Source organism: Nostoc sp. UHCC 0252 (assembly GCF_034931145.1).
GTDB lineage: Bacteria > Cyanobacteriota > Cyanobacteriia > Cyanobacteriales > Nostocaceae > Nostoc.
Window position 1 is genome coordinate 56,599 of record NZ_JAYGHE010000025.1, and the last position, 21,746, is coordinate 78,344.

At 41.3% G+C, this 21,746-nt stretch carries 22 protein-coding genes; 10 read left to right on the plus strand and 12 right to left on the minus strand.

What is annotated here, in order from left to right; genetic code table 11:
- Positions 1–17: 17 nt before the first annotated feature.
- Positions 18–644, minus strand: a complete 627-nt coding sequence (gene hisB, locus VB732_RS16065; protein ID WP_323231867.1) for an imidazoleglycerol-phosphate dehydratase HisB — start codon at positions 642–644, stop codon at positions 18–20.
- A gap of 98 nt (positions 645–742) precedes the next feature.
- Entirely contained in the window at positions 743–1,519 is a 777-nt protein-coding gene (fabI, locus tag VB732_RS16070; RefSeq protein WP_323231868.1) for an enoyl-ACP reductase FabI, read from the minus strand.
- A gap of 382 nt (positions 1,520–1,901) precedes the next feature.
- Between fabI and ntcA the strand changes: the two genes are divergently transcribed.
- From ntcA to VB732_RS16085, 3 genes are all read left to right on the plus strand, one after another.
- Entirely contained in the window at positions 1,902–2,573 is a 672-nt protein-coding gene (gene ntcA / locus VB732_RS16075) for a global nitrogen regulator NtcA (RefSeq protein WP_008233817.1), read from the plus strand.
- A 168-nt stretch (positions 2,574–2,741) separates the two neighbouring features.
- The gene (locus VB732_RS16080) at positions 2,742–4,232 is read left to right on the plus strand and encodes a DUF3084 domain-containing protein (RefSeq protein WP_323231869.1); all 1,491 of its coding nucleotides are present in this window, start codon (positions 2,742–2,744) and stop codon (positions 4,230–4,232) included.
- 115 nt (positions 4,233–4,347) lie between these two features.
- The gene (locus VB732_RS16085; RefSeq protein ID WP_323231870.1) at positions 4,348–4,800 is read left to right on the plus strand and encodes a pre-16S rRNA-processing nuclease YqgF; all 453 of its coding nucleotides are present in this window, start codon (positions 4,348–4,350) and stop codon (positions 4,798–4,800) included.
- 66 nt (positions 4,801–4,866) lie between these two features.
- On the opposite strand, the gene VB732_RS16090 is transcribed toward VB732_RS16085, so the two are convergent.
- On the minus strand, positions 4,867–5,136 hold the full coding sequence (locus VB732_RS16090) for a DUF3146 family protein (RefSeq protein WP_372726526.1): 270 nt from the start codon (positions 5,134–5,136) through the stop codon (positions 4,867–4,869).
- A gap of 310 nt (positions 5,137–5,446) precedes the next feature.
- Entirely contained in the window at positions 5,447–6,208 is a 762-nt protein-coding gene (locus tag VB732_RS16095; RefSeq protein WP_323231871.1) for a hypothetical protein, read from the minus strand.
- A 161-nt stretch (positions 6,209–6,369) separates the two neighbouring features.
- Here VB732_RS16095 and VB732_RS16100 point away from each other — a divergent pair, with 161 nt between their 5' ends.
- The 6 genes from VB732_RS16100 (at position 6,370) to VB732_RS16125 (ending at position 10,676) form a co-directional block, all read left to right on the plus strand.
- The gene (locus tag VB732_RS16100; protein WP_323231872.1) at positions 6,370–7,236 is read left to right on the plus strand and encodes an aldo/keto reductase; all 867 of its coding nucleotides are present in this window, start codon (positions 6,370–6,372) and stop codon (positions 7,234–7,236) included.
- Positions 7,237–7,462: 226 nt separating this feature from the next.
- The gene (locus VB732_RS16105; RefSeq protein WP_323231873.1) at positions 7,463–8,296 is read left to right on the plus strand and encodes an EndoU domain-containing protein; all 834 of its coding nucleotides are present in this window, start codon (positions 7,463–7,465) and stop codon (positions 8,294–8,296) included.
- Positions 8,297–8,323: 27 nt separating this feature from the next.
- Complete coding sequence (locus VB732_RS16110; RefSeq protein ID WP_323231874.1) at positions 8,324–8,863, plus strand: GNAT family N-acetyltransferase; 540 nt, start codon at positions 8,324–8,326, stop codon at positions 8,861–8,863.
- A gap of 83 nt (positions 8,864–8,946) precedes the next feature.
- Positions 8,947–9,723 (plus strand): class I SAM-dependent methyltransferase, encoded by a 777-nt coding sequence (locus VB732_RS16115; protein ID WP_323231875.1) that lies wholly within the window; start codon positions 8,947–8,949, stop codon positions 9,721–9,723.
- 92 nt (positions 9,724–9,815) lie between these two features.
- Positions 9,816–10,163, plus strand: coding sequence for a cupin domain-containing protein (locus tag VB732_RS16120; protein ID WP_323231876.1), 348 nt, complete (start codon positions 9,816–9,818; stop codon positions 10,161–10,163).
- A 21-nt stretch (positions 10,164–10,184) separates the two neighbouring features.
- On the plus strand, positions 10,185–10,676 hold the full coding sequence (locus VB732_RS16125; RefSeq protein ID WP_323231877.1) for a hypothetical protein: 492 nt from the start codon (positions 10,185–10,187) through the stop codon (positions 10,674–10,676).
- 194 nt (positions 10,677–10,870) lie between these two features.
- Here VB732_RS16125 and VB732_RS16130 read toward each other — a convergent pair whose 3' ends face one another.
- Both VB732_RS16130 and VB732_RS16135 read right to left on the minus strand, forming a co-directional pair.
- The gene (locus VB732_RS16130) at positions 10,871–11,572 is read right to left on the minus strand and encodes a Crp/Fnr family transcriptional regulator (RefSeq protein WP_323231878.1); all 702 of its coding nucleotides are present in this window, start codon (positions 11,570–11,572) and stop codon (positions 10,871–10,873) included.
- A 2-nt stretch (positions 11,573–11,574) separates the two neighbouring features.
- Positions 11,575–12,978, minus strand: a complete 1,404-nt coding sequence (locus VB732_RS16135; RefSeq protein ID WP_323231879.1) for an amidase — start codon at positions 12,976–12,978, stop codon at positions 11,575–11,577.
- 204 nt (positions 12,979–13,182) lie between these two features.
- On the opposite strand from VB732_RS16135, the gene VB732_RS16140 reads away from it, so the two are divergent.
- Positions 13,183–14,625, plus strand: coding sequence for a hypothetical protein (locus VB732_RS16140; protein ID WP_323231880.1), 1,443 nt, complete (start codon positions 13,183–13,185; stop codon positions 14,623–14,625).
- Positions 14,626–14,651: 26 nt separating this feature from the next.
- On the opposite strand, the gene VB732_RS16145 is transcribed toward VB732_RS16140, so the two are convergent.
- The 6 genes from VB732_RS16145 to VB732_RS16170 form a co-directional block, all read right to left on the minus strand.
- Positions 14,652–15,296, minus strand: coding sequence for a hypothetical protein (locus tag VB732_RS16145; RefSeq protein WP_323231881.1), 645 nt, complete (start codon positions 15,294–15,296; stop codon positions 14,652–14,654).
- A gap of 372 nt (positions 15,297–15,668) precedes the next feature.
- A complete protein-coding gene (map, locus tag VB732_RS16150) occupies positions 15,669–16,496 on the minus strand; it encodes a type I methionyl aminopeptidase (protein ID WP_323231882.1) in 828 nt (275 codons plus the stop codon).
- Positions 16,497–16,766: 270 nt separating this feature from the next.
- Positions 16,767–17,291, minus strand: coding sequence for a cupredoxin domain-containing protein (locus VB732_RS16155; RefSeq protein WP_323231883.1), 525 nt, complete (start codon positions 17,289–17,291; stop codon positions 16,767–16,769).
- Between the two features lie 97 nt (positions 17,292–17,388).
- Complete coding sequence (locus VB732_RS16160) at positions 17,389–20,154, minus strand: pitrilysin family protein (RefSeq protein WP_323231884.1); 2,766 nt, start codon at positions 20,152–20,154, stop codon at positions 17,389–17,391.
- Positions 20,155–20,445: 291 nt separating this feature from the next.
- Positions 20,446–20,889, minus strand: a complete 444-nt coding sequence (locus tag VB732_RS16165; RefSeq protein WP_323231885.1) for a VOC family protein — start codon at positions 20,887–20,889, stop codon at positions 20,446–20,448.
- Positions 20,890–21,038: 149 nt separating this feature from the next.
- Positions 21,039–21,551 carry a TIGR02652 family protein gene (locus VB732_RS16170; RefSeq protein WP_323231886.1) on the minus strand — a complete coding sequence of 171 codons (513 nt, stop codon included), beginning with the start codon at positions 21,549–21,551 and terminating at the stop codon, positions 21,039–21,041.
- Positions 21,552–21,746: the final 195 nt, after the last annotated feature.

Here is a 21,746-nt window from a genome sequence, read left to right on the forward strand (position 1 = left end):
TGCCCCTAAGCCTCCTTTCATAAAACGCCTTTAGAACTAGGAATTAGACCAGCACGACGGGGGTCAATTTCCACTGCTAACCGTGTTGCCCTTGCAAAGGCTTTAAATGTCGCTTCTATGATGTGATGGGAATTAATACCATCCAATTGGCGAATGTGCAGTGTCATTTGGCTATGGTTCACGATCGCCACAAAGAATTCGCGCACGAGTTGGGTGTCATAAGTCCCTACACGCTGGGTAGGAATTTGCAAGCCGTAGCTGAGGTGGGGTCGTCCAGAAAAGTCTAGTGCTACCTGAACTAAGGCTTCATCCAATGGTGCGAGAAAATTACCAAAGCGGACAATACCTTTTCTGCTGCCTAGTGCCTGGTTGAAAGCTTGACCTAAAGTAATGCCTACATCTTCGTTGGTGTGATGGTCATCAATTTCTAAGTCTCCCTTGGCTTGGACATCTATATCAATCAGCCCGTGAGAGGCAATTTGATGCAACATATGATCCAAAAATGGAATGCCTGTTGCTGCTATGCAAGTTCCTCTACCATCCAGATTGATGGTAACTTGCACATCAGTTTCACCAGTGGTGCGGTGAACAGTGGCAATCCGAGGGGTTTCAGTTAAGCGATCGTATGAATTAACTATTTGCATGGGGAGTGGGGAATGGGGAATGGGGAATGGGGAATGGGAAATGGGAAATGGGCACTTTACTTACTCCCCACTCCCTACTCCCCACTCCCCAAATTATCTTACATTCCCATGATTTCATATCCTGCATCTACATATAGAACTTGTCCGGTAATACCACTGGACAAATCACTACATAAGAAAGCGGCTGTATTTCCCACTTCTAGCTGAGTGACGGTGCGGCGTAGGGGAGCTACTTCTTCTACATGGTGAATCATATCCAAAATCCCACCCACTGCTGAAGATGCCAAGGTGCGGATTGGGCCTGCGGAGATGGCATTGACGCGGATATTTTGTGGCCCTAGTTCGGCGGCTAGGTAGCGCACACTCATTTCTAATCCCGCCTTGGCAACTCCCATAACGTTGTAGTTAGGAATTGCTCTGACACCGCCTAAATATGTCAAGGTAACGATACTTCCTCCCTCTGTCATCAAAGGTTTAGCTGCACCACTTAACTGCACCAGCGAGTAGGTACTGATTTCTAAGGCGGTGTTGAAGCCAGAACGAGAGGTTTGGCTAAAATCTCCAGTCAAATCATCTTTGCTGGCAAAGGCCAAACAATGAATGAGGATGTCTAGCTTTCCCCACTTTTCGCGGATTGTCTCAAAGGTAGATTGAATCTGTTCATCATTTTGGACATTACAGGGAAGAAATAAGCTTGGGTTAAGGGGTTCTACCAATTCGGCAACTTTTTTCTCCATCTTGCCGCGTTCATCGGGCAGGTAGGTAATACCCAGGTTTGCTCCGGCTTTATGCAGCTGTTGGGCAATGCCCCAGGCGATGGAGCGGTTATTGGCAATACCTGTAACAAGAGCATTTTTTCCAGTCAGATTCAGCATAGAAATTGTTCATGCGATCGATCATCTAGGAGCATACTAGAATCTGAGGCACGTTTTGTCTTTGTTTTATACAGGATTTGCAAAAATGAATATTGGTAAGAGTGTTTGCTGCGTGTAAAAATCTTGATTTTTCCTAAAGATATTCCCAAAATAACTTTATTTGTTCTTTAAAAAACCCTTTTTAATACAGCTATTGTAGGTACTTATCAACAATTAGTAGCTGAAAGGATCAACAATTATGTATCATTATAAACAAAGAGTTATGAAGTGATTTGTTTGAGTATAGGAAAGTACAGAAAGGTTGACGGTGCTTTATTCATTTTTCGGGTGTATTCTTAGGTAATCAGTTTTTGTTTTTCCGGCATTGGGTAGGGGAAGGGAGATGATCGTGACACAAGATAAAGCCCTAGCAAATGTATTTCGTCAGATGGCGACCGGGGCGTTTCCGCCAGTTGTGGAAACGTTTGAACGCAATAAAACGATCTTTTTTCCTGGCGATCCTGCCGAACGAGTTTATTTTCTTTTGAAAGGTGCTGTTAAACTTTCTAGGGTGTACGAGGCAGGAGAGGAAATAACAGTAGCATTGCTTCGGGAAAATAGTGTTTTTGGTGTTTTGTCATTGCTGACAGGAAATAAGTCCGATAGATTTTACCATTCGGTTGCATTTACTCCTGTGGAATTACTGTCAGCCCCAATTGAACAAGTAGAGCAAGCACTCAAGGAAAATCCAGAATTATCAATGTTAATGCTGCGGGGTCTGTCTTCGCGCATTTTACAAACAGAGATGATGATTGAAACTCTCGCTCACCGAGATATGGGTTCCAGATTGGTGAGTTTTTTGTTAATTCTTTGTCGGGATTTTGGAGTTCCTTGTGCTGATGGGATCACTATTGATCTGAAGTTATCTCATCAGGCGATCGCAGAAGCAATTGGTTCAACTCGTGTTACCGTCACTAGGCTACTAGGGGATTTGCGTGAGAAAAAGATGATTTCTATCCACAAAAAGAAGATTACTGTGCATAAACCTGTTACCTTAAGTAGGCAATTCACATAAAATCAATCGGAGAAAGGGGAATCGGCGCGTGTTCTATTTTCAAAAATGACACTAATAGCTAGAGGTAAATCTAAAATTGAGTAATTTCAGCTATTGCCAATTTCCACTTCTTTCCAGACAATGCTTAAAAGTAGTAGGCTGTATCTGGAAGGATTTCGGTAGCTAAAGATGACCACCGGATACATCCTCATCGCAGCAATTTTAATTCTGGGAGGCGTAATTGCAACCGTGGGCGATCGCATCGGCACACGAGTTGGCAAAGCTCGCCTCTCACTTTTTAACCTTCGTCCGAAAAATACTGCTGTAGTAGTAACTATTTTTACGGGCGGCTTGATTTCAGCATCAACGTTAGGAATTTTATTCGCTGCTGACGAAGGCTTGCGAAAGGGAGTCTTTGAATTAGAAGATATTCAAACAGACCTTAGACAGAAGCGGGAACAGCTGAAAACCGCAGAAACTCAGAAAAGTCAGGTAGAAAGTGAACTAAGCCAAGCAAGAACTGCCCAAACAAAAGCACAAGAAGACTTGCAGGCAATTAATAAATCTTTACAGGCGGCGAATGCCAAACAACTCCAAACACAAGCTCAGTTGAACCGCACCATTAGTCAACAAGCTCAAACTCAAACTCAACTCCAACGCACTCAAGGTCAGCTAGGACAAGTTGTAACTCAGTACCAAAAGGCCATAGCTGAGTTGCAAAGCGTTTCCAACCAGAGAAAAGAGCTACAAGCGGCTGTTGAACTGCTGAAGACAGAACGACAACGACTGTACGCTGAAGCGAAAAAAGCCATTGACGAAGCCAAAACAGCTATTGAAAAACGCGATCGCGAACTCGCTAACCGTCAAGAAGCCGTAGAACAACGCGATCGCAAAATTGCCCAACTGGATCAACTGATTCAAAAGCGTAACGCAGAAGTTGCAGCTCGAGAGCAAGTCATTGCCAAGCGGGAATCGCTTCTCAAAGAATTAGAAGCACAACAGGAGCAACTAGAACTGGAAGTTGCAAGGCTGGAAAAATTTTATCAGTCTTACCGCGACCTGCGTTTAGGTAAACTGGCCTTAATTCGCGGTCAAGTTCTTTCTGCTGCTGTAGTTCGGATTACCCAACCTGCTGCTGCTCGTCAGGCAGTGGTACAACTTTTACAAGAAGCCAATCGCAACGCCAACCTCCGATTAAGTGAGCCTGGGGCAAATCCTGCCAATGTAGAGCTACTGCGTGTGACTCCAGATAGGGTTGACCAATTGAGCAAACAGATTAGTGATGGTCAAGAATACGTGGTGCGAATTTTTTCGGCTGGTAATTACGTCCGGGGAGAAAAGCAGATAGAGTTTTTCGCCGATACAGCCAGAAATCAATTGGTTTTTTCGGGAGGTGCAGTGCTAGCTACAACTAGTGCCGATTCCCAAACCATGACATCCTATCAATTACAGCAACGGTTGGAAATACTAATTTCTGCTTCCCAATTTCGGGCCCGTAACGCCGGAATTGTCGAAGATGTGCAAGTAGAAGGGACTTTTCTCCGCTTTGTCGCCCAATTAAGACGGTACAATCAACCTTTGGAGATCAAAGCGATCGCAGCAGAGGACACTTATACAGCCGGCCCATTGAGAGTAAAATTAGTGGCAATAGTCAACGGACAAATTATTTTTAGTACTTAAAAAAATATTTGCACACTGTTGTTAGTAAGATTTAAACATATCGAATAGCAGTCAAAATAGTTGCTGTAATTGCATTTTTAATTCTTAATTCTTAATTTTTAATTCTTAATTGATTATGACTTCCCGTGAATTTTCACCAACTCAACCAGTCATATTGGGGTTTGATCCAGGTCGGGATAAGTGTGGTTTAGCGGTGATGGGACTGGATCGGCAATTGTATTATCATCAGGTCGTTCTAGCAAAAGAGGCGATCGCTGACATTGAAACACTGCGTCAAAAGTTTCCGATTTCCTTGATGGTGATGGGCGACCAAACTACAGCCAAGCAGTGGAGACAGCAATTATACCAGGAATTGACAGAACCTTTAAGTATTATTTTAGTAGATGAGCGGTATACAACCCTAGAAGCACGCGATCGCTATTGGCAAATGTTCCCACCCAAAGGGCTAACAAAGCTATTGCCACAAGGTCTGCGACAGCCTCCAAGACCGATAGATGACATTGTTGCCATTCTCTTAATCGAAAGATACTTAAACCGCCTCACAGAACCAACACTAAACAAATTTTAGATTCTGGATTTTGGATTTTGGATTCAATCTAAAATCTAAAATCCAAAATTGAATGGCTTCTAACTTTTAAAGTTCCGCCCGAATAGTAAAAGCATAATCTCCTCCAGGCTCTAGCTGATAATCTTGTTGCTCCAAAAATCGACCGAGGGGTTCTTTGATTAAGGCGCGGCCTTGGGAAGGCTTGACGGCAAGTTCTCCCCGGCGAAAATGCCATTGGAAATGCCACTCAAACTCACCTGCACTCACTTCACCTTCAAGGAAGCCGTGCTGCCAAGATTGGCGGGTGATTCTGACATGGGCAATGGTTTCTGGCAGTCGTCTTTTAGCACTCACAATGCTTTATGTCAAGTGTAGAATAACAGCCGCTCATATTAGGCTGGCTTCTTATTTTATGTACCAAACATAGCTTAAATAGACAAACTGACAAAGTGAGTATTTTTAGTTGAGTAAAAGTGCTACTAATGGAGAATCTTGTAAAAGTATTTCAGTTAAAAGTGACTCAAACTTCCTTAATCTAGGCGTTTCATGTCTGTATAGCAATCCTAAATCAAACGCGCAGAAACAAAATCACAACATCACAGAGTAAAGTCAGGGATCTGTGACTTCAATCTCTGCAAGTAGTAGAATGTAGTACGAGTAATTGTTGTTAACATCTTAGGAATGAGTGTATCCTAGAAACTGCATATCTAACGCTTCTTTCGTCGGTGTATTGGGGATTAATTGGGATTTCTTTAAAGAATTTCAGCACAATTACAGCCCGATAAAGCTTAGAGTATTTAAATTGCTTTTCTTGGATATCAAAACGCAGAATATTTTCCAGTGGATATTCGATAACTTCGTTGACACGAAAACTTTTGCGTTCGATAAATACCTTGTCGATGCTTTTATAGAAGATACAGGTAGTTACAGGTGATGTGGCAAAAAAAGCAGAGATTGCCATCATAATCAATACAAATAAAATTAAGAAAAACAGATAATCCCTCTGATTTTGCTGCACCAATAGAGAAGTTTGCCCAGAGTTGATAAAATTGTTGATTTTAAAGGTAATTTTCTGATTTTCTTGATAGCTAACATGGGATAAAAGAGGAAAATCTCCAAATGGAGTTAAAATCAGGACTTGATAGGTTTTCCCCCCTTTGCTATGAGTCTTTGTCAGGATGTATGCTTCCTGGGGATCAAAGATTTTCATTTTCTCCATGCTTCCCAGCAAAGTGAACCGCTTCAATTCACAATTAATTTGGCTAGATGAAAGGCGATCGCAAGTTATTTTAACTGAAGCAGACTCAAAGAATAAGCAGTAAATCAAGAAGCTTAAACAGACAGTAAAAATGCACCACCCAATGAACCAATATCTGAGTGGGCGATGCTTTAGCTGCAATCTGGTACGGGTTTCCTCGACAACTTTCATCGGTGAATGTGTATAGAATTTTTAACTCCTAAGTAGAGTATTCCCTTGATAATCCATTCACCGATCGCCAAGTCTAAGTACTAGGGAGGATTTATAAGAAGTCGCTAAAAAAGCTTTGACTAGCTAGTAGATAATTAGGGCAGAAAGCTATAGCTAGAAGCATGGAAACTAAACAGCTAGGAAAAACTGGTGTCTTTGTAAGCGCGATCGGTTTGGGTGGTATGCCCATGTCAATCTCTAATCGCCCTCCCGAATCGCAATCAATCGAAGTTATTCATCGAGCTTTGGATTTGGGTATTACATTTATTGACACTGCCGACTCTTACTGCAAAGATGAGTCAGATAAACACCACAACGAGCGACTAATTCACAAGGCGCTTACTAGTTACAAAGGCGATGTTAGCCAAGTCATTGTCGCAACTAAGGGCGGTTTGATGCGTCCCGATGGAAACTGGACAAGCAACGGCAACCCAGAACATTTACGCGAAACAATTCGAGTTAGCTTTGAGGCGTTAGGTGGTGCTAAACCCATCGATGTTTGGCAATACCATTCTCCCGATAGTAAGTACACCATTGAAGAATCCCTTGCGCCAGTGAAAGAAGCAGTGGAGGCAGGTTTGATTAGATTTGTGGGAGTTTCTAACTTTTCCGTTGAACAAATTAAGCGGGCGCGAGATGTAGTGGATATTGTCTCGGTGCAGAATCAATACAGCCCTTGGCAACGACAGCCAGAAAATGACGGCGTATTGGAGTATTGCGAACAACAAGGATTGACATTTTTACCTTGGAGTCCCTTTGGTGGTAGACGTCGCCATCAGGATTTGCAAGATATTCCGGCGATCGCTAACTTAGCTAAAGAAAAAGGCGTGTCACTATATAATATCGTTCTGGCGTGGTTACGTTCCAAGTCGCCCGCTATTTTGCCAATTCCTGGTGCTAGCAAGGTTTCCAGCATCGAAGACTCAGCAAACGCTATCAATGTGAAACTATCTGATGAAGAAGTGCAAAAAATTGATCGGGCAACTTAATTATTCCACTAGCTAATGTAGATTTAGTGAAAGTTGTCAAAGATTTACGCGCCACCTTTATTAAGTTTAAGACAACGTAATCAATAATTTAAATTTCCAATTCAACAGGCTTTTTAATTAAGTTCATCAACCCGGTTTCTTAAAAAAACCGGGTTTTTTATCAAGTATGCTCCCATTAAATTAAACTTGATGTAGTACGGCTATTTAAGTAATTAATTTAAAGTTTATGCAGCAAAATTATCTAACCAATAAGTTAAAGCAGATAGTAAATGTGTTTGTTTTGGTACTAGTTTTCTCAGTTTGGCGGCAAAATCCAGTGAACGCACAATCGCAGCCAAATACGCAACTTTTGCCATTTTTTGATAATCTAGATAATCCGGTTCCTGTTCGTTTCCCCGCAGGACAACAGGTAGATATCACACCACCGCCACCCTTGCTAAATTCTTTTGATAAAGCTGTACTCAAACTCTGCGGCCCTATTGGTACAAGAGTCAGTTCTAATAATTTTAAACAATTGTTATCTTATTACCCAGATGTGTTGCAGAAACTTCAGCAAGCTAGCGGCGGCGAACTGCGTCCAGGACGTAAAAACAAAGCACAATTTCTCGAAGATTTAACCAATATCTGGTTTCAGCGTCGAGGATTTGAGCATATATTTTGTGGTGAAATATATAACGCTAACGATATTGGTGGCTTACATTTTCACGGCAGATATTTACAGTTACAAAATGAAGGCATAGGCGGACGTTTGCCAAATAATCAGGGGCGAGAGGAAGTTGTTCCTAATGTAATTTATACAATGGGTGTAGTAATTAAGCAGAAAAATCGGACAGTGACAGATGTCATCAAAGGCTATGGCTACCTCAGCAATGCTGAAGAAATGCTTTTAGATGCCACCAAAATATTTAAACTTCAAGGTAATAATCAGGGAGCATGTATTTATAATGTGATTGACCGAGAAACAGGTAAATCCTTTCCTACAGTTTTTGTTATTAAAGAAAAAGCGATCGTTACTTATTATCCTGATGCTACTCCTCAAGGTGCAAAATGTAAAAGTTAAACTGCATTAAGCACATAGATAAAATACATGATATTAGAAACACGCCGCTTGCTAATGCGTGAATTTGTAGAGGCAGACTGTGAGACAGTTTTAGCTTATCAATCCGATCCTTTATACTTACGTTACAACTATTGGACGCACCGCACGGAAAACGATGTTTTTGAGTTTGTCCAAATGTTTATTTCTGAGCAAAAAGAGCAACCAAGAACAAAGTTTCAATTAGCTGTTGTTCTCAAAGAAGAAAATAGGCTCATTGGTAATTGTGGTATTCGTGTAAATGATCCAGAAATGCGGGAAGCAAACATCGGCTATGAACTAAACACCCAATATTGGGGACAAGGTTATGCAACAGAAGCGGCACAAGCTATTTTAAAGTTTGGTTTTGAAGAACTAGGAATGCATCGGATCTGGTCTTGGTGTGTTGCAGAGAATGTTGCTTCTGTAAAGGTTTTAGAAAAAATTGGTATGCGTCGTGAGGGTCATCTTTTGGAAAAAGAGTTAATTAAAGAAAGATGGTACGATAATTTTCTTTACGCTATCCTTGAGCGCGAGTGGAAAGCGAAATAATGGTGCTTCTATGAGCTACCTCAAAGACAATATCAGAAATACCTGAGAAATTGAGGATAAGACAACTTCAGAGGGTTACAGACGTGACCAATACTATCCTCGATTTCCCAACAGCCACCGGACACGAAGTTTTAGCAGCAGCAGGTAAAAAATATCTGCGCCCAGGTGGACGAATAGCTACAGAAAAATTATTTCAGTGGGCAAATTTTCAGCCTGGAGAGATAGTTTTAGAGCTAGGTTCTAGCTTTGGTTATAGTGCGATCGCTTTGGCAAAAAGCTATGATGTCAAAGTAGTAGGCGTTGAAAAAAATTCTAATAGTGTAGCTCGTGCGCGTGCTAATATTTGCGCTGCTGGGTTAGAAAATCAAGTCGAAATAATTGAAGGTAATATTTTCAACCTAGAGGCAATCTCAGGAAAGTTTGATTATGTATTGGCAGAAGCCATTCTCACAATGCAATCCCCATTGGGAAAAGCCAAGATTTTAGCTGAAATTCATAATCGGCTCAAACCGGGAGGTAAATTTCTCTCCCATGAACTGTTAGCCACTGACAAAGAAGAACAAATTCGTGTTGACTTAGCACGAGTAATTCGAGTTAATTCTACACCGCTATCAGAAAGCAACTGGATTACGGCTTTTTTAACAGCAGGATTGCAAGTACAGAAATGCCAAACTGACTCAATGAATTTATTGAATTTAAGACGGATATTTCAAGATGAAGGTCTTTTTAACACAATTCGGATTTTGTGCAATGTGTTAACGCAGAGAGATATCCGCAAGCGGGTTTTAGAAATTCACCAAGTTTTTCATAAATACCAACACGAATTAGGCTACATCCTTTTGTGTGCTGTTGCCCAATAAGATAATTTATTCCCAAAATCATCGCCTGATAAATACCGATCATCCTTGAATGATTGTCAGCCTTTATTTACGGTTAATAATCCGAAAAAACTATGACAAATTCAATCACAACTAGCCCATCTTTCATTACCCAACTACGAGAACAAATTGAATACCCCAGCGCCGGAGTTCTCAGCAAAGTACTGCTGAAAGATAACGCTTGTCAATACACTCTATTTTGTCTAGCAGCTAACACTGATATTTCAGAACATACCTCTACTCGTAATGCCACTATCAACGTCATCGAAGGCAGAGGTTTACTTACTTTATCTGGAGAAGATATTGCACTGAAAGCTGGTATTTTTATCTTTATGCCTGCTAATGCACCTCATGCTTTAAAAGCTGAAGAAAACCTGACATTCCTCCTCACACTTTCTGAGAAAGTTGCAGATAGTAATTAGTTATCTATGGAGTCTTAAAAAATGCGATCGCTACTTTTAACTTTTGCTGAAAACTTGAGTCTTTCTCAAACTCAGGTGGAAAAAATACTATCACAACCTCTAACTAAAGCTCTCAATTCGCCTGAGTTGCAGCAAGAATTAAGCAGCTTGGATACCAATTTACTTAAGGAAACCTTAATCACAGCAGGAGGAGTTTTAGCTAAGGAATTACCACCTTTCTACAACTGGCTAAAAAATGAGTTGGGAGTTAAGCGGGTTCCTAATAGCCCGGATCACACAACAACATGGGTAATTGGTTTCCTTCATAATCAAGAAAGTTTAACTCATTTAGTTGAGTTACACCGTCCAGTACCTCGTCGAGCTTTAGAAGCTTCTATTCCCCGCTTGATAGGGATGTTTGAAGGTGTGGAAAACGCGCAAGTTCGGCAAGAATGGCAAAAAGCGATCGCGGCTTTATGTCTAGTTTTAGTTGTCGCTGCACGCGAAGAAGATAGAGTTGCTGTAGCAGTCTGAATTGCTAAATTAAGTCAACTTAAGTCAACTTAAGCCCTGGCGAATGGAATTCGCGGCTATACAGGCAAAGTCCGCCTGCGCGGACTAAGAGAAAATTAATATTTTTAACCCGCGCAGGCGGGTTTCGTCTGTGTAGACGCGGTTTCTAACCGCCCTTCTAACGTTAAGTTGACACCAATGATAACTGTGCGCCCCTACAAATCTATATCTCCAGAAGCGATCGCACCTAATTTATCAACATCAAGTATGATAATCGTCCCACCCCGACGATAGGCAATTACTGACTTGAGACTTTTAATTAACCGCACGCATTCTTCGTAAGTAATACCGCTACTCCGAGCCATACGATAATAAGATAATTTGACCTTTAAATACTCACCTTGTGGAGTAGATTCAGTTCCTGATTCGGCAGCAAAATATTGAATTAATCTTGCAAGGCGAACAATAGCTCTTTCAGAAACTAATCCGTGGACTGTTTCATGCAATTGCTGAATTCGATTGTTAAAAACCATTAGCATTTGTAATGCAATTTCAGGATTTTTCCCAATAGCTTTTAATAAAGCATCTCGCTCTACAGTGAGAATTTCACAATCAGATTCAGCAGTTACAGTTGCTGGAGAAATTCCATTTCCTAATAAAGCAGGAGCCGCAAAAATTTCCCCAGCAGCTAGGGCGCGGAGAATTGTTTCTTTCCCCGTTATTGCTGTTTTGGTGACTTGAATTGATCCACTGGCAACAGCATAGAGTTTTGCTGGTAAGACATCACCCTCATGGAGAATAATCTCTCCTTTATGATGACTTTGCACCTGAGTGTAAGGTTGCAAATTTACTTTGTCTGCTGTTTCTAAACCTGCAAACACAATAATTTGCGAAAGTTGTTCCAGGGATGCCTGCATGATTAGCCCGATATTGCAAAGGCTGGACGATGATGAATCCAAGGATTAGCGGCTTCCAATTGGGCTGCTAGGCTGATGAGTGTCGCTTCAGCCGCAGGTTTCCCAATTAACTGCACACTTATGGGTAAGCCTTGACTATCAAAGCCTACAGGAATTGCGATCGCAGGTTGTCCAGTTGCATTGGCAGGCGGACAAGGGGCAACCCACTCAATAATATTTTGGAATGTCTCTTCTGGACTCAGAGAAGCCCATTCTCCAATGCGGATAGGTGAATGCAGATAAACTGGCAATACCAGCACATCTACAGTATCAAAAAACGCTACAATCTGCCGTGCCACAATCTGCATTTGAGAAACTGCTTTGAGGTACTCAGCCACAGAACCTGTGCGTGCAAATAGCCAGCGATTCAATGGTTGCAAGGCTTCAACAGGAAGTCCCGACGCAGCTACCCCAGCTTGCCAAACGATTTGAAATGGTTCAACTAAACCGCTAAAATCTGGGGATTTTTGTTCAACGTGATGGCCGAGTTGTTCTAATAACTGGACTGTTTGGTGGACACCTTGCTGACAATTGGCATCAGCTTTTCCCAAAGGAGAAATGCTAGTGTCAAAGGCAATTCGCAAAGCACCGAGTTTTGTCCCAGTTGCGGCAAGAAATGATGGTTCAGGATCGGGCAACCAGTAAGGATCGCCTGTGACATAGCCACTTATGGTATCCAATAGGGCAGCAGCATCAGCCACAGTGCGGGCGATTGGCCCGTTGACGGCAATCCCCGCGAGGCGTTCGCCTACGGGTGCTTTACTGACTCTACCCCTGGATGGTTTGAGTCCCACCAAACCACAACAAGCCGCAGGCCCCCGAATTGAACCGCCGCCATCTGAACCTTGAGCGATCGCACACAACCCTGCTGCTACCGCCGCCGCCGCGCCACCACTAGAACCGCCAGGAGTATATTCTAAATTCCACGGATTTCTAGCGGGGGGAAAACCCGCAGGTTCAGTATATGGACATGAACCTAACTCGGAAGTGGCTGTTTTACCCAGAATAGTAAACCCAGCTTGCTTAATTTTCGTTACAATCCCATCATCATAGTTAGGGATATTATTCAGTAATGCCGGATTTCCATAGGTACAGGTAACACCGGCTACAGCGTTGAGGTCTTTAATGGAAATTGGCACACCAAAAAATGGTGGTAGTTCTGAAGTAGTTGTCAATAATTCTGTTTTGGCTTTGGCATCTGCGATCGCTAGTTCTGCCGTCACCGTAAAATAACTTCCTAATTGCGGATTTAACTGGTCAATCCGTTCTAAATATATTTCTACCACCTCTAGCGGCGAGATTTCCCGGCGACGAATTAATTGCGCCAACTCTAGTGCGGGGGTAAATGCTAAATCAACTTCATTCATAAATTGTGAATGGGTAATTTTGGCTTTCTGGGATTTTTAAACTGAAATTGTTACTTTAGCAGGGTTTCCGGGAATTATACCTTTTATAGCTCCTAAGATTTTCACTTAACTAGGATGCTCAGATGCAACAGATATGGTTATGTTCTTACTCAAGCCATTTTAATTGTTTCGCATAAACTTTCGACAAATCCCCAAGGGGTATTTATGGCTAACCTAGAAGTACTTGTTAGTGAATTGCCAGGATTAATTCAGAGTCTCAAACTGACTATTGGCGATTCTCATAAAATTATGGAGCAAATTATTCCGATCAATAATGCTCAGGAACAACTACGGAATATTAACAAATTAATTGCTCAAGAATTGAAATTGGAGAATGCCAAAAATTCTGCGATCGCAACACTTCCTCGAATACTTACTGTAGCTAGTATTGGATTGGGAGATCCAGCGATCGCAGAAAATTTTGGCGACTCAAAAACTCATATTTCATTAACTGACTTACAATCAAAAATCGATGCCTGGATTGAATGGGGTTATTTTTTACAAGCAATAGCTACTGATATTCTCAGTGATTCTCAGTTGGTAAATCAACTAAATTATGATATTAATCATTTAGGCATCTGCGCCAAATTTCAGGTTATTGTCGAAAGCTTAGAAAGTAATTTAGTATTTAAAGATACTCATGTTTTAGAGCGTCAAATCCAAAACATAATTAATTCCCAAACTGATTTATTAGAATTACAGCAAAAATTGAATTATGTTTTTGATACTATTAAAAATAGTCGTAGCTTATTAAATATTTTATTAGGTGTGTCTGCCTTCTGTGGTATATCTGGCTTTACTTTAGAGTGGTTAGATGATGACCACGAATTAATTATATCGAGTGGTGGTAAATTTCGAGAATTGACCGATATTCTTAATGATTGCGATTATTTACAAGAACAAGCTGCTGCTTTAATTATTCAAAGTGAAACTTTAAAGGAACAGGCAGAACAAGCCCTAAAAAAGATTGAGCAACAAATTAATAATAAAACAACTGTTAAACATCAACTAGAAATATTACCAAACTTTTCGACACCGAAAATAGTACGTTCGGTTTTGATTCTAGCCTCAAGTTTATTAATCTTGAGTTTCGGTGGTTGGAAAGTTAAAGAGTATATTCAATGGCAACAGATTAATCTAGTCTTAACTCAAGAAGAGAGTGCGTTAGCTAAGTTTAAATCTGCTCAAAAGCTTGGAATGGATGCTGCTTCTCTGGTTCAAAATCCACCGCATCCTTTAAAAGTTTGGCAAGAAGCAGAAACTAAATGGCATCAGGCAATAATACTATTGGATAGTATTCCTGATAAAACATCAATTAATGACCAAGCCAAGAAGAAATTGGCTTACTATCAAATTAACTACAAATCCATCAGTAAAAGAGTCTTAATTGAAAAGAAAGCTGTAGCAAACTTAGAATCAGCTAAAAAACTAGCAATAGAAGCTAATTTATTTCTTCACAATCCACCTCATTCGCTACTAGTTCGGCAGCAAGCACAAGGTAAATGGAAACAGGCAATCAATTTATTAGAAGCTATTCCAAAGAGTACCTCTGTCTATATACAAGCTAAAGAGTTGCTTCCTATTTATAAAAAGAATTCTGACTTCTGACTTATGGGTGCTGAATTCTTACTATTTTACGGATAATTTATTGCATCATTGCTTTGGTTACTATAGCAATCTATATATTGAGAACTAATCCACCCTTCTCTTCCTACAACTCTGGTGTTTGAAGTATTAGTCACACGCACATTAACCCAAGGTGTTGGGGGGTCTTGAAGTGATACAATATGAGGCTGAAGTAATGTGACATTATTTCCATTATTTAAACCTGCTGTTGACTGTCCGCCAGCTGTAGCACGTAAAGCTAATTGCCCTGATTTCAAACCAGTTACTTGGCACGTTGCAGGCTTAACTTGAGCTACATTGCCAGTACATTTTAAGCTATTACTACTCATCCAACCTTCTAAGTCTTTTTCCGCAAGACTATTCGTATCGATAACCCTAACGTAAATCCAATTTTCAATACCTTTAGCTAGTACTTTGAACTTTGCGTCTTCATATAAAGTAATTATGCCTCCATCTTGAATTTGTCCTTGCGGTTTTTGTAGGTATAAGAAAAGTGCTTCTTCATATCCTAGTTTCTTGGCTTGACAAGTCACTTGTCTATTAGCACTTTTTGGAGTGGCAGCGTTTGCTATTGGTAACAAATTAAGAGTAGAAAGCCACAGATAAAATGCAGCAAAAGAAATGTGAGGCGGAGATTTTAGAAAATTTGCCATTTTGAGTAAAGTAAGTACAAGTGTTTTTTCCTACCTTATCCGTGATAAATTTCATCGTCCAGCATAATTTTACCTAAATCGTTGAAGAAGGCAGGAGGCAGAGGGCAGAAGGTTCAATGTTTTGTAGGGGATTCAACACCGTACTTAATTGTGCCCTCTGCCTTTCTTCGATAAGGCGAAGAAGGCAGGATTTAAACCTGCGTTGGTATTAATATTCTCTGCAATATTCTCTGCGTTCTTCTGCGTTTACCTCCGTGAACCTACCTGAAGCGCATCTACTTTCATAAAAATAAAGATTTAAAAAAATAAAGAGGCAAATCGCCCTATTTTGACGCTTCACCTCTCTCAACAACAGATAATTAGAACTAACAATTACAACTTAGAACGGTCAGTCAAAATCTCATAACCAGTCTCTGTAACTAACACTGTATGTTCAAACTGAGCCGACAAAGAATTATCCACGGTAACTGCTGTCCAACGGTCAGATAATGTCCGAGTGTGTCTAGAACCCGCATTTAAAATTGGCTCAATTGCCAGCGTCATCCCCGCACGGAGTTTAACATTTGGCATTTCACGGGTACGGTAGTTGAATACTGAAGGTTCTTCGTGCAGATTACGGCCAACACCGTGTCCAGTGAATTCTTCGACTATAGTAAAGCCGTTAGCTTTCACATGGTCTTCAATTGCTCCAGCTAAGTCAAGCAGGTATACACCAGCTTTTACTTGTTCAATGCCTTTATATAAAGCTTCTTCTGCTATGCGAATTAATTTAGCAGCTTCTTCTGTCACTTCACCAACAGCAATTGAAATGCAAGAATCACCATGAAAGCCTTGGTAATAAGCACCCGTATCTACTTTTAATACATCCCCCGCGCGAATTACTTTCTTAGGGCTAGGAATGCCATGTACTGCTTCATTATTAATGCTGGAGCAGATAGAACCAGGAAAACCGTGATATCCTTTAAAGCTCGGTGTTGCACCCATTTCGCGGATGCGTTTTTCTGCGTGAGCATCTAAATCAGCCGTTGTCATTCCTGGCTTTACTAGCTCAGAAATTTCTTTTAAGACAGTTGCCACAATTGCCGACGATTGCCGCATGATTTCAATTTCACGCGGCGATTTAATTTCAATTCCTCGGCGTTGTTTTTTCGCAGGTGCAGGCTGAGTTGCTTGAGAAAGTAAGTTACTGAAAATGTTCATGGGAAATTAATAATTACTGGTGGCTTTGCCGATGAAGTATGAATGCTTTCTCTAGATTACTTGAGAAATAATATCTATAATTTAGTTTATTTCAATTTCTGATCGGGATTATTCCACTTGAGCCGCTAATGTATATAGAATAACATATTCGCCACCTGCTGATGTTTTAGACTTCAAGTAAAATCGCCCTAACTAATTTTTTAACGAATTAGCTCTAATTATGTTTAATTGAAGCATTAGACGGCTATTAAATACTGAGTCAAATAATTTTTAATTCCTAATGGTAATTTCTCCAATCATCCCTGCTTCTGTATGTCCCGGTATTGGACAACGTAAGCTATAAGCTCCAGATTTCAGGGGCACAAATACCCATTCTGCCTCAGCACCTGGCTTGAGTTCTAGTTCGTGAATCGCTCCTTTAATTTCTACTTTGCCTGCTTGGACTTTTTGTGTCCAGATGCCATCGGCAAAGTCTTTAGCAGTAAAATAGTGCTTCTGTTGGCTGGGATTAGTAAGCCGGAGTTGATAGCGTTTGCCAGCCTCGAATTCCAGATGATTTGGCTCAAATTTGAGTTCGTTAGCGGAATTACCCAAGCTAATTGTAATTTCTGTAGCTGGTTGCTTGAGCAAATCATTAGACAAATTTGCCGCCATTGTTGGAGCCGCAGCGATAAAATTTAGGGCTAAGAGCAACGTTAATATTACGTAGTTTCGTCGTAATATTTGCAGCCAAGCAGTATTTGAAAAAGTAAGAGATGTAATTACAATTTGGTATAAATGTTTGTAAATTTTCATTGGTAGTTCTCAAAAGGCAATGCTGATGAGCAGGAATAATTAATAGGCAGCAGAAAAAACCGTACCTATTCTTTATATTATCCATGCCTAGCGTCCATTACCTAATGCTTTTTTCTGCTAACACAGATGGCCCAGCAGTAACGATTACGATTTGATCTGGGTGAAGTAATTCACGAGCCGCTTGATTAACTTGTTCAAAGGTGACTTTCTGGATTTTGTTAGTAAAGGTGTGCAATTCTAATTTATCTAAGCCATACACTTCATTGATCAAAATTCTGTCTGTTAATTCTTCTGGGTTTGCGAGGGAAACGTTGTAGTTGCTGATGAGGGTGCGTTTGGCTGTCTCTACTTCTTGTGCGGTGACACCTTGTTGATGGATTTGCTGTAGTATTTGACGGGTACTAGCGATCGCTTTCTTGCTATCTTCTGGACTAGTTTGCATTTCTATAAAAAATGTGCCTGCATTCTTCCCGGCTTGGAAATAGCTATAAATTCCATAGCTCAACCCTTGGCGATCGCGCACTTCTGCACCCAGTCTACTAGATAAGGTATCGCCTCCCAAAATCTGGTTCAATACTAAGGCTGCGTGAAACCGAGGATCGTCACGCTTAATGCCTGTGAAACCCATATATGTCACAGCTTGGGCTTTACCTGGTAAAACTGGGTTGACACTCACTATTTTCTCTGGCTTTGATACCGGAGGATATTTTAATGTGGGTGCTTGCCCGCTAACTTCCCAATTACCAAACTCATTTTGAATGAGCGATCGCACAATGTCCAGATCAAAATCTCCCACCAGTGCCAACACTGTCGTATCTGGACGATAATGTTTAGCTTTGAAATCAATCACATCCTGGCGCTTAATCTGCTGTAAACTCTCCTCTGTGGGAAAAGTATGTAAAGGATGTTTTTTCGGATAAATTGACTGCACAAATATTCTTCTGGCTACTTCTGATGGCTCATCTAATTCCAGTTGCAAGTCTGTTAAAGTTTGCTGGCGATGCAATTCTAATTCTTGCGCGGGGAAAGTGCTATTTTTAACAACATCTGCCAATATTTCCAGAATTACTGGCAAATCCCCCGCTAAACTATCACCCTCGATATGCACCCCTTCACGATGTACTTCAAAGTTTAGACTCGCCCCTCGTTCTGCCAAGGTTTTGGCAATAGCTAAGACATCTTTACTCCTAGTACCATTTAATAAGTTATCTGCCACAAAAGCAGCTAATCCCGCTCGTTCTTCTGGATCGAATTCTGTCCCAGCTTGAATGTAGCCGCTTAGAGTAACGGTGGGCGTACTATGATCGGGTAACAGTAATATTCGCAGCCCGTTGGTAAGTTTAAATTCTTGTGGTAACACTTGAGCAATTGCATCTGTAGCTAAATCCACAGGCGGTAAATATTTCGCCACCTCAGAAGGAAGCACAGGCACGCCAGGAGAGAAATTTTCTGTAGTTTGGGCTGAGTCTGGTTTGTCACTAACTTCTGCTATCTGCTTTTTAGTTGCTTCAAAAAAGCCTACTGTTCGGGATTCTTTTGTGAGGTATTTGTTAATCACAGCGACAACATCCGTCGGCTTCACCAGACGAACAGCAGCTAAATAGCGTTCTGTGTAGCGATAATCACCCACAGTCGTCTCATCATTGCCCAATCGCATTGCTTGAGAGGTGATATCACGGTTACTCAAAATCACATCTGCTGTTAATTGGGTTTTAGCTCGTTCTACTTCCTCAGTTGTCACACTTTCTGCTACATTTGCGATCGCGCGACTCAACACTGAATCAATTTTTTTCAAATCTTGTTTATAACCAGCCTTCACCAACACCTCATACCAGCCAGATTCTCGCAAACTGGCAACGGATGCTGTAACTTCACTAGCTAAACCTGATTCTACCAGTGCCTGATAAAGTCTAGAATTTCGTCCTTCTGTAAAGATGTAATCCATCACATCCAGCGCTGGTACATCTGGCTGATTGGCATCTGGTAGCGGATACACAACTTGTAATAGTCTTCCTGCTCCCGGTTCTCGCAACACGATGGAAGTGGGAAATTGGGAATTGGGAATTGGAAATTGGGAATTGGGAATGGGGAATTTGGTTATTAATTCTTCTCCCCCTGCTTCCCCTGCTTCCCCTGCTTCCCCTGCTTCCCCTGCCTCCCTGCCCCCTGCCCCCCTGCTCCCTGCCCCCTGCCCCCTGCTCCCTGCCCCCTGCCTCCTCAGTAGTTTGCCAAATACTTCTTTAATTGTTTCAAGGGTATTTGCAGTTTGAAAATCTCCAACAACGACTAAGACGGCATTATCAGGACTGTAAAAATTGCGGTAATATTTCTCTACTTGCTCAACTTCAAATTTCTCGACATCAGCTTTAGTTCCACCTACAGGCAACCCATAAGCATGATTAGGGAACACCGCCTGCATGACGGCACGGTTGAGGCGATATTCTGGACTATTTTCGTAACCTTGCAACTCAGAAATGACTACGCGCTTTTCACTGGCCAATTGTTCTGGCTCAATCTGAGAATTTTGCATTCTATCTGCTTCTAGCACTAAAAGCGCCTTTAGCTTGTTTCGTTCCACAGTACCGTAATATGCAGTTTGATCATAGCTGGTGAAAGCATTGGAATCACTACCTAAAGCACTAAACAAACGGCCAAATTGAATCGGACGATTTTTAGTGCCTTTAAACATGAGGTGTTCCAACTGGTGGGCAATGCCATTCACGCCTGGTTCTTCGTTGCGTGAGCCAACCTTGTACCACACCTGCACCGTCACCACTGGCGCAGTATGCACTTCCTTTGTTAGGACAGTTAAACCATTTTCCAGCACTGTCTTACGGACATTTTCTGTCAGTGTTGAGGGCATTATTCTTTTTACTAGCAATGTTGATTGGTGTTTTTTTTATTAGATATAACTGGATGTCGGCTATGAGTAGCTTGATTGCTCAACAAAAAACCGCTACTAACCATAAGCTTAAAATTAACAACGGCAAGAAATATTTATAAAATCTAGACAATCCATAAATGTACTTAGCAAAATAACTGTAAATTAAGTTACATAATTGTTTTGGTGAGCGATCGCATTTTAATCAGATAAAAAAATCTGTTATCTCAGCCACAATAGAAAAAACAATATATTAGCAATAAAAAAGCTAAATTATGGCAATTTTGCTAAAACCCGAATGAATTCCAGAGGTAAGCCATCAGTATCGGCGATGAAAGCCACTTCGTAAATGCGATCGCCTATTTGCTGTTGTGTCGGTTCTAAAAGTACTTTCAACGGTTGTAATTCTTCGGTTTGACTTTCAGCAGCTAGCAATACACGTTCTCGTAAATTTGTCAACCAACTAGGTAAATCTGGTGTCATCTCAGTTAAATCGAACGAGAGATGATAGTAGCCCACATAATGCTCGTCAGTAAAGGCATCTGGGGCTGGCTTTGGTTCGGGAATTTGGATCAGTTCAATTCTGCCGCCCAACCCTTCCATCCAGCAAGCGAGCGTGTAGCCTGTAGTAAAGCGTTCCGAAATTGTAAACCCTAAATGTTCGTAGAAAGCGATCGCTCGATGAATATTCGCAGTCCGAATAGAAGCATGGTGCATAAGACAGTAGTGCTGAGTGCTGAGTAACGAGTGCTGAGTAAGAACCTTACATTTAAATTCTAAGGATTAAAAACTTTTTAATTGAGTGCAATTAAAACTTCTTCTCCCTCAGAAGTCAGGACTCAGAACTCAGCACTAATTACTTACCATTACTCAAACAACCTGAAATAAGGGTAGCGTACAGGGACACCAGGCTCTTTTTCCAAGTCAAAATTAATTACTTCCCAACAGGGATCTTCTGAGGTATCGGGGCTAAACTCAACGGGTAAGCCATACAAACGAGCAGCTGTAGCTTCCGGTTGTCCAGAACGCCAAGGTGTACTGCGTTCTAGATAGCCACTCATCAATTCCTGATAACGGCGAGCAATAATGACTTTTGTGGCTCGATAACCTTGGGTATAGAGCTTATCTAATGCTTCGTGAATTTCAAACCGAATACCATCGGGATGAGTATGCTGCCTATACCATTCATTATTCCACCTCCGCCAATGACGGCCTGATTGCAAATGGATTAACTCTCCATTTTGAGGATTAGCTTCAAAAGCGCCATGACGCGGACACAAATAGGTATCTGTTAATGTCAGCGCCGGAATAGTCTGGCGACAATGGGGACACTGTATTTCCGGCCCAAACATCGGGTACTGAAAGCCTGGATTCATCATGAAGTGCATACAAACATAATTTTGTCTTCACCAGCACTAGTGCATTGGATTATACACTTCGGCTCCACCACTTTGGGTTACTTGTTCACTGCTGCATCGAAGTTACAGCAAGAACATTGCTTACTAGTGTTTTCCTCAGCGTAGAGGCTTGACTGTGTGATATTCTGGTTGTGCAACCAGCCTCAAAGGTTGGAG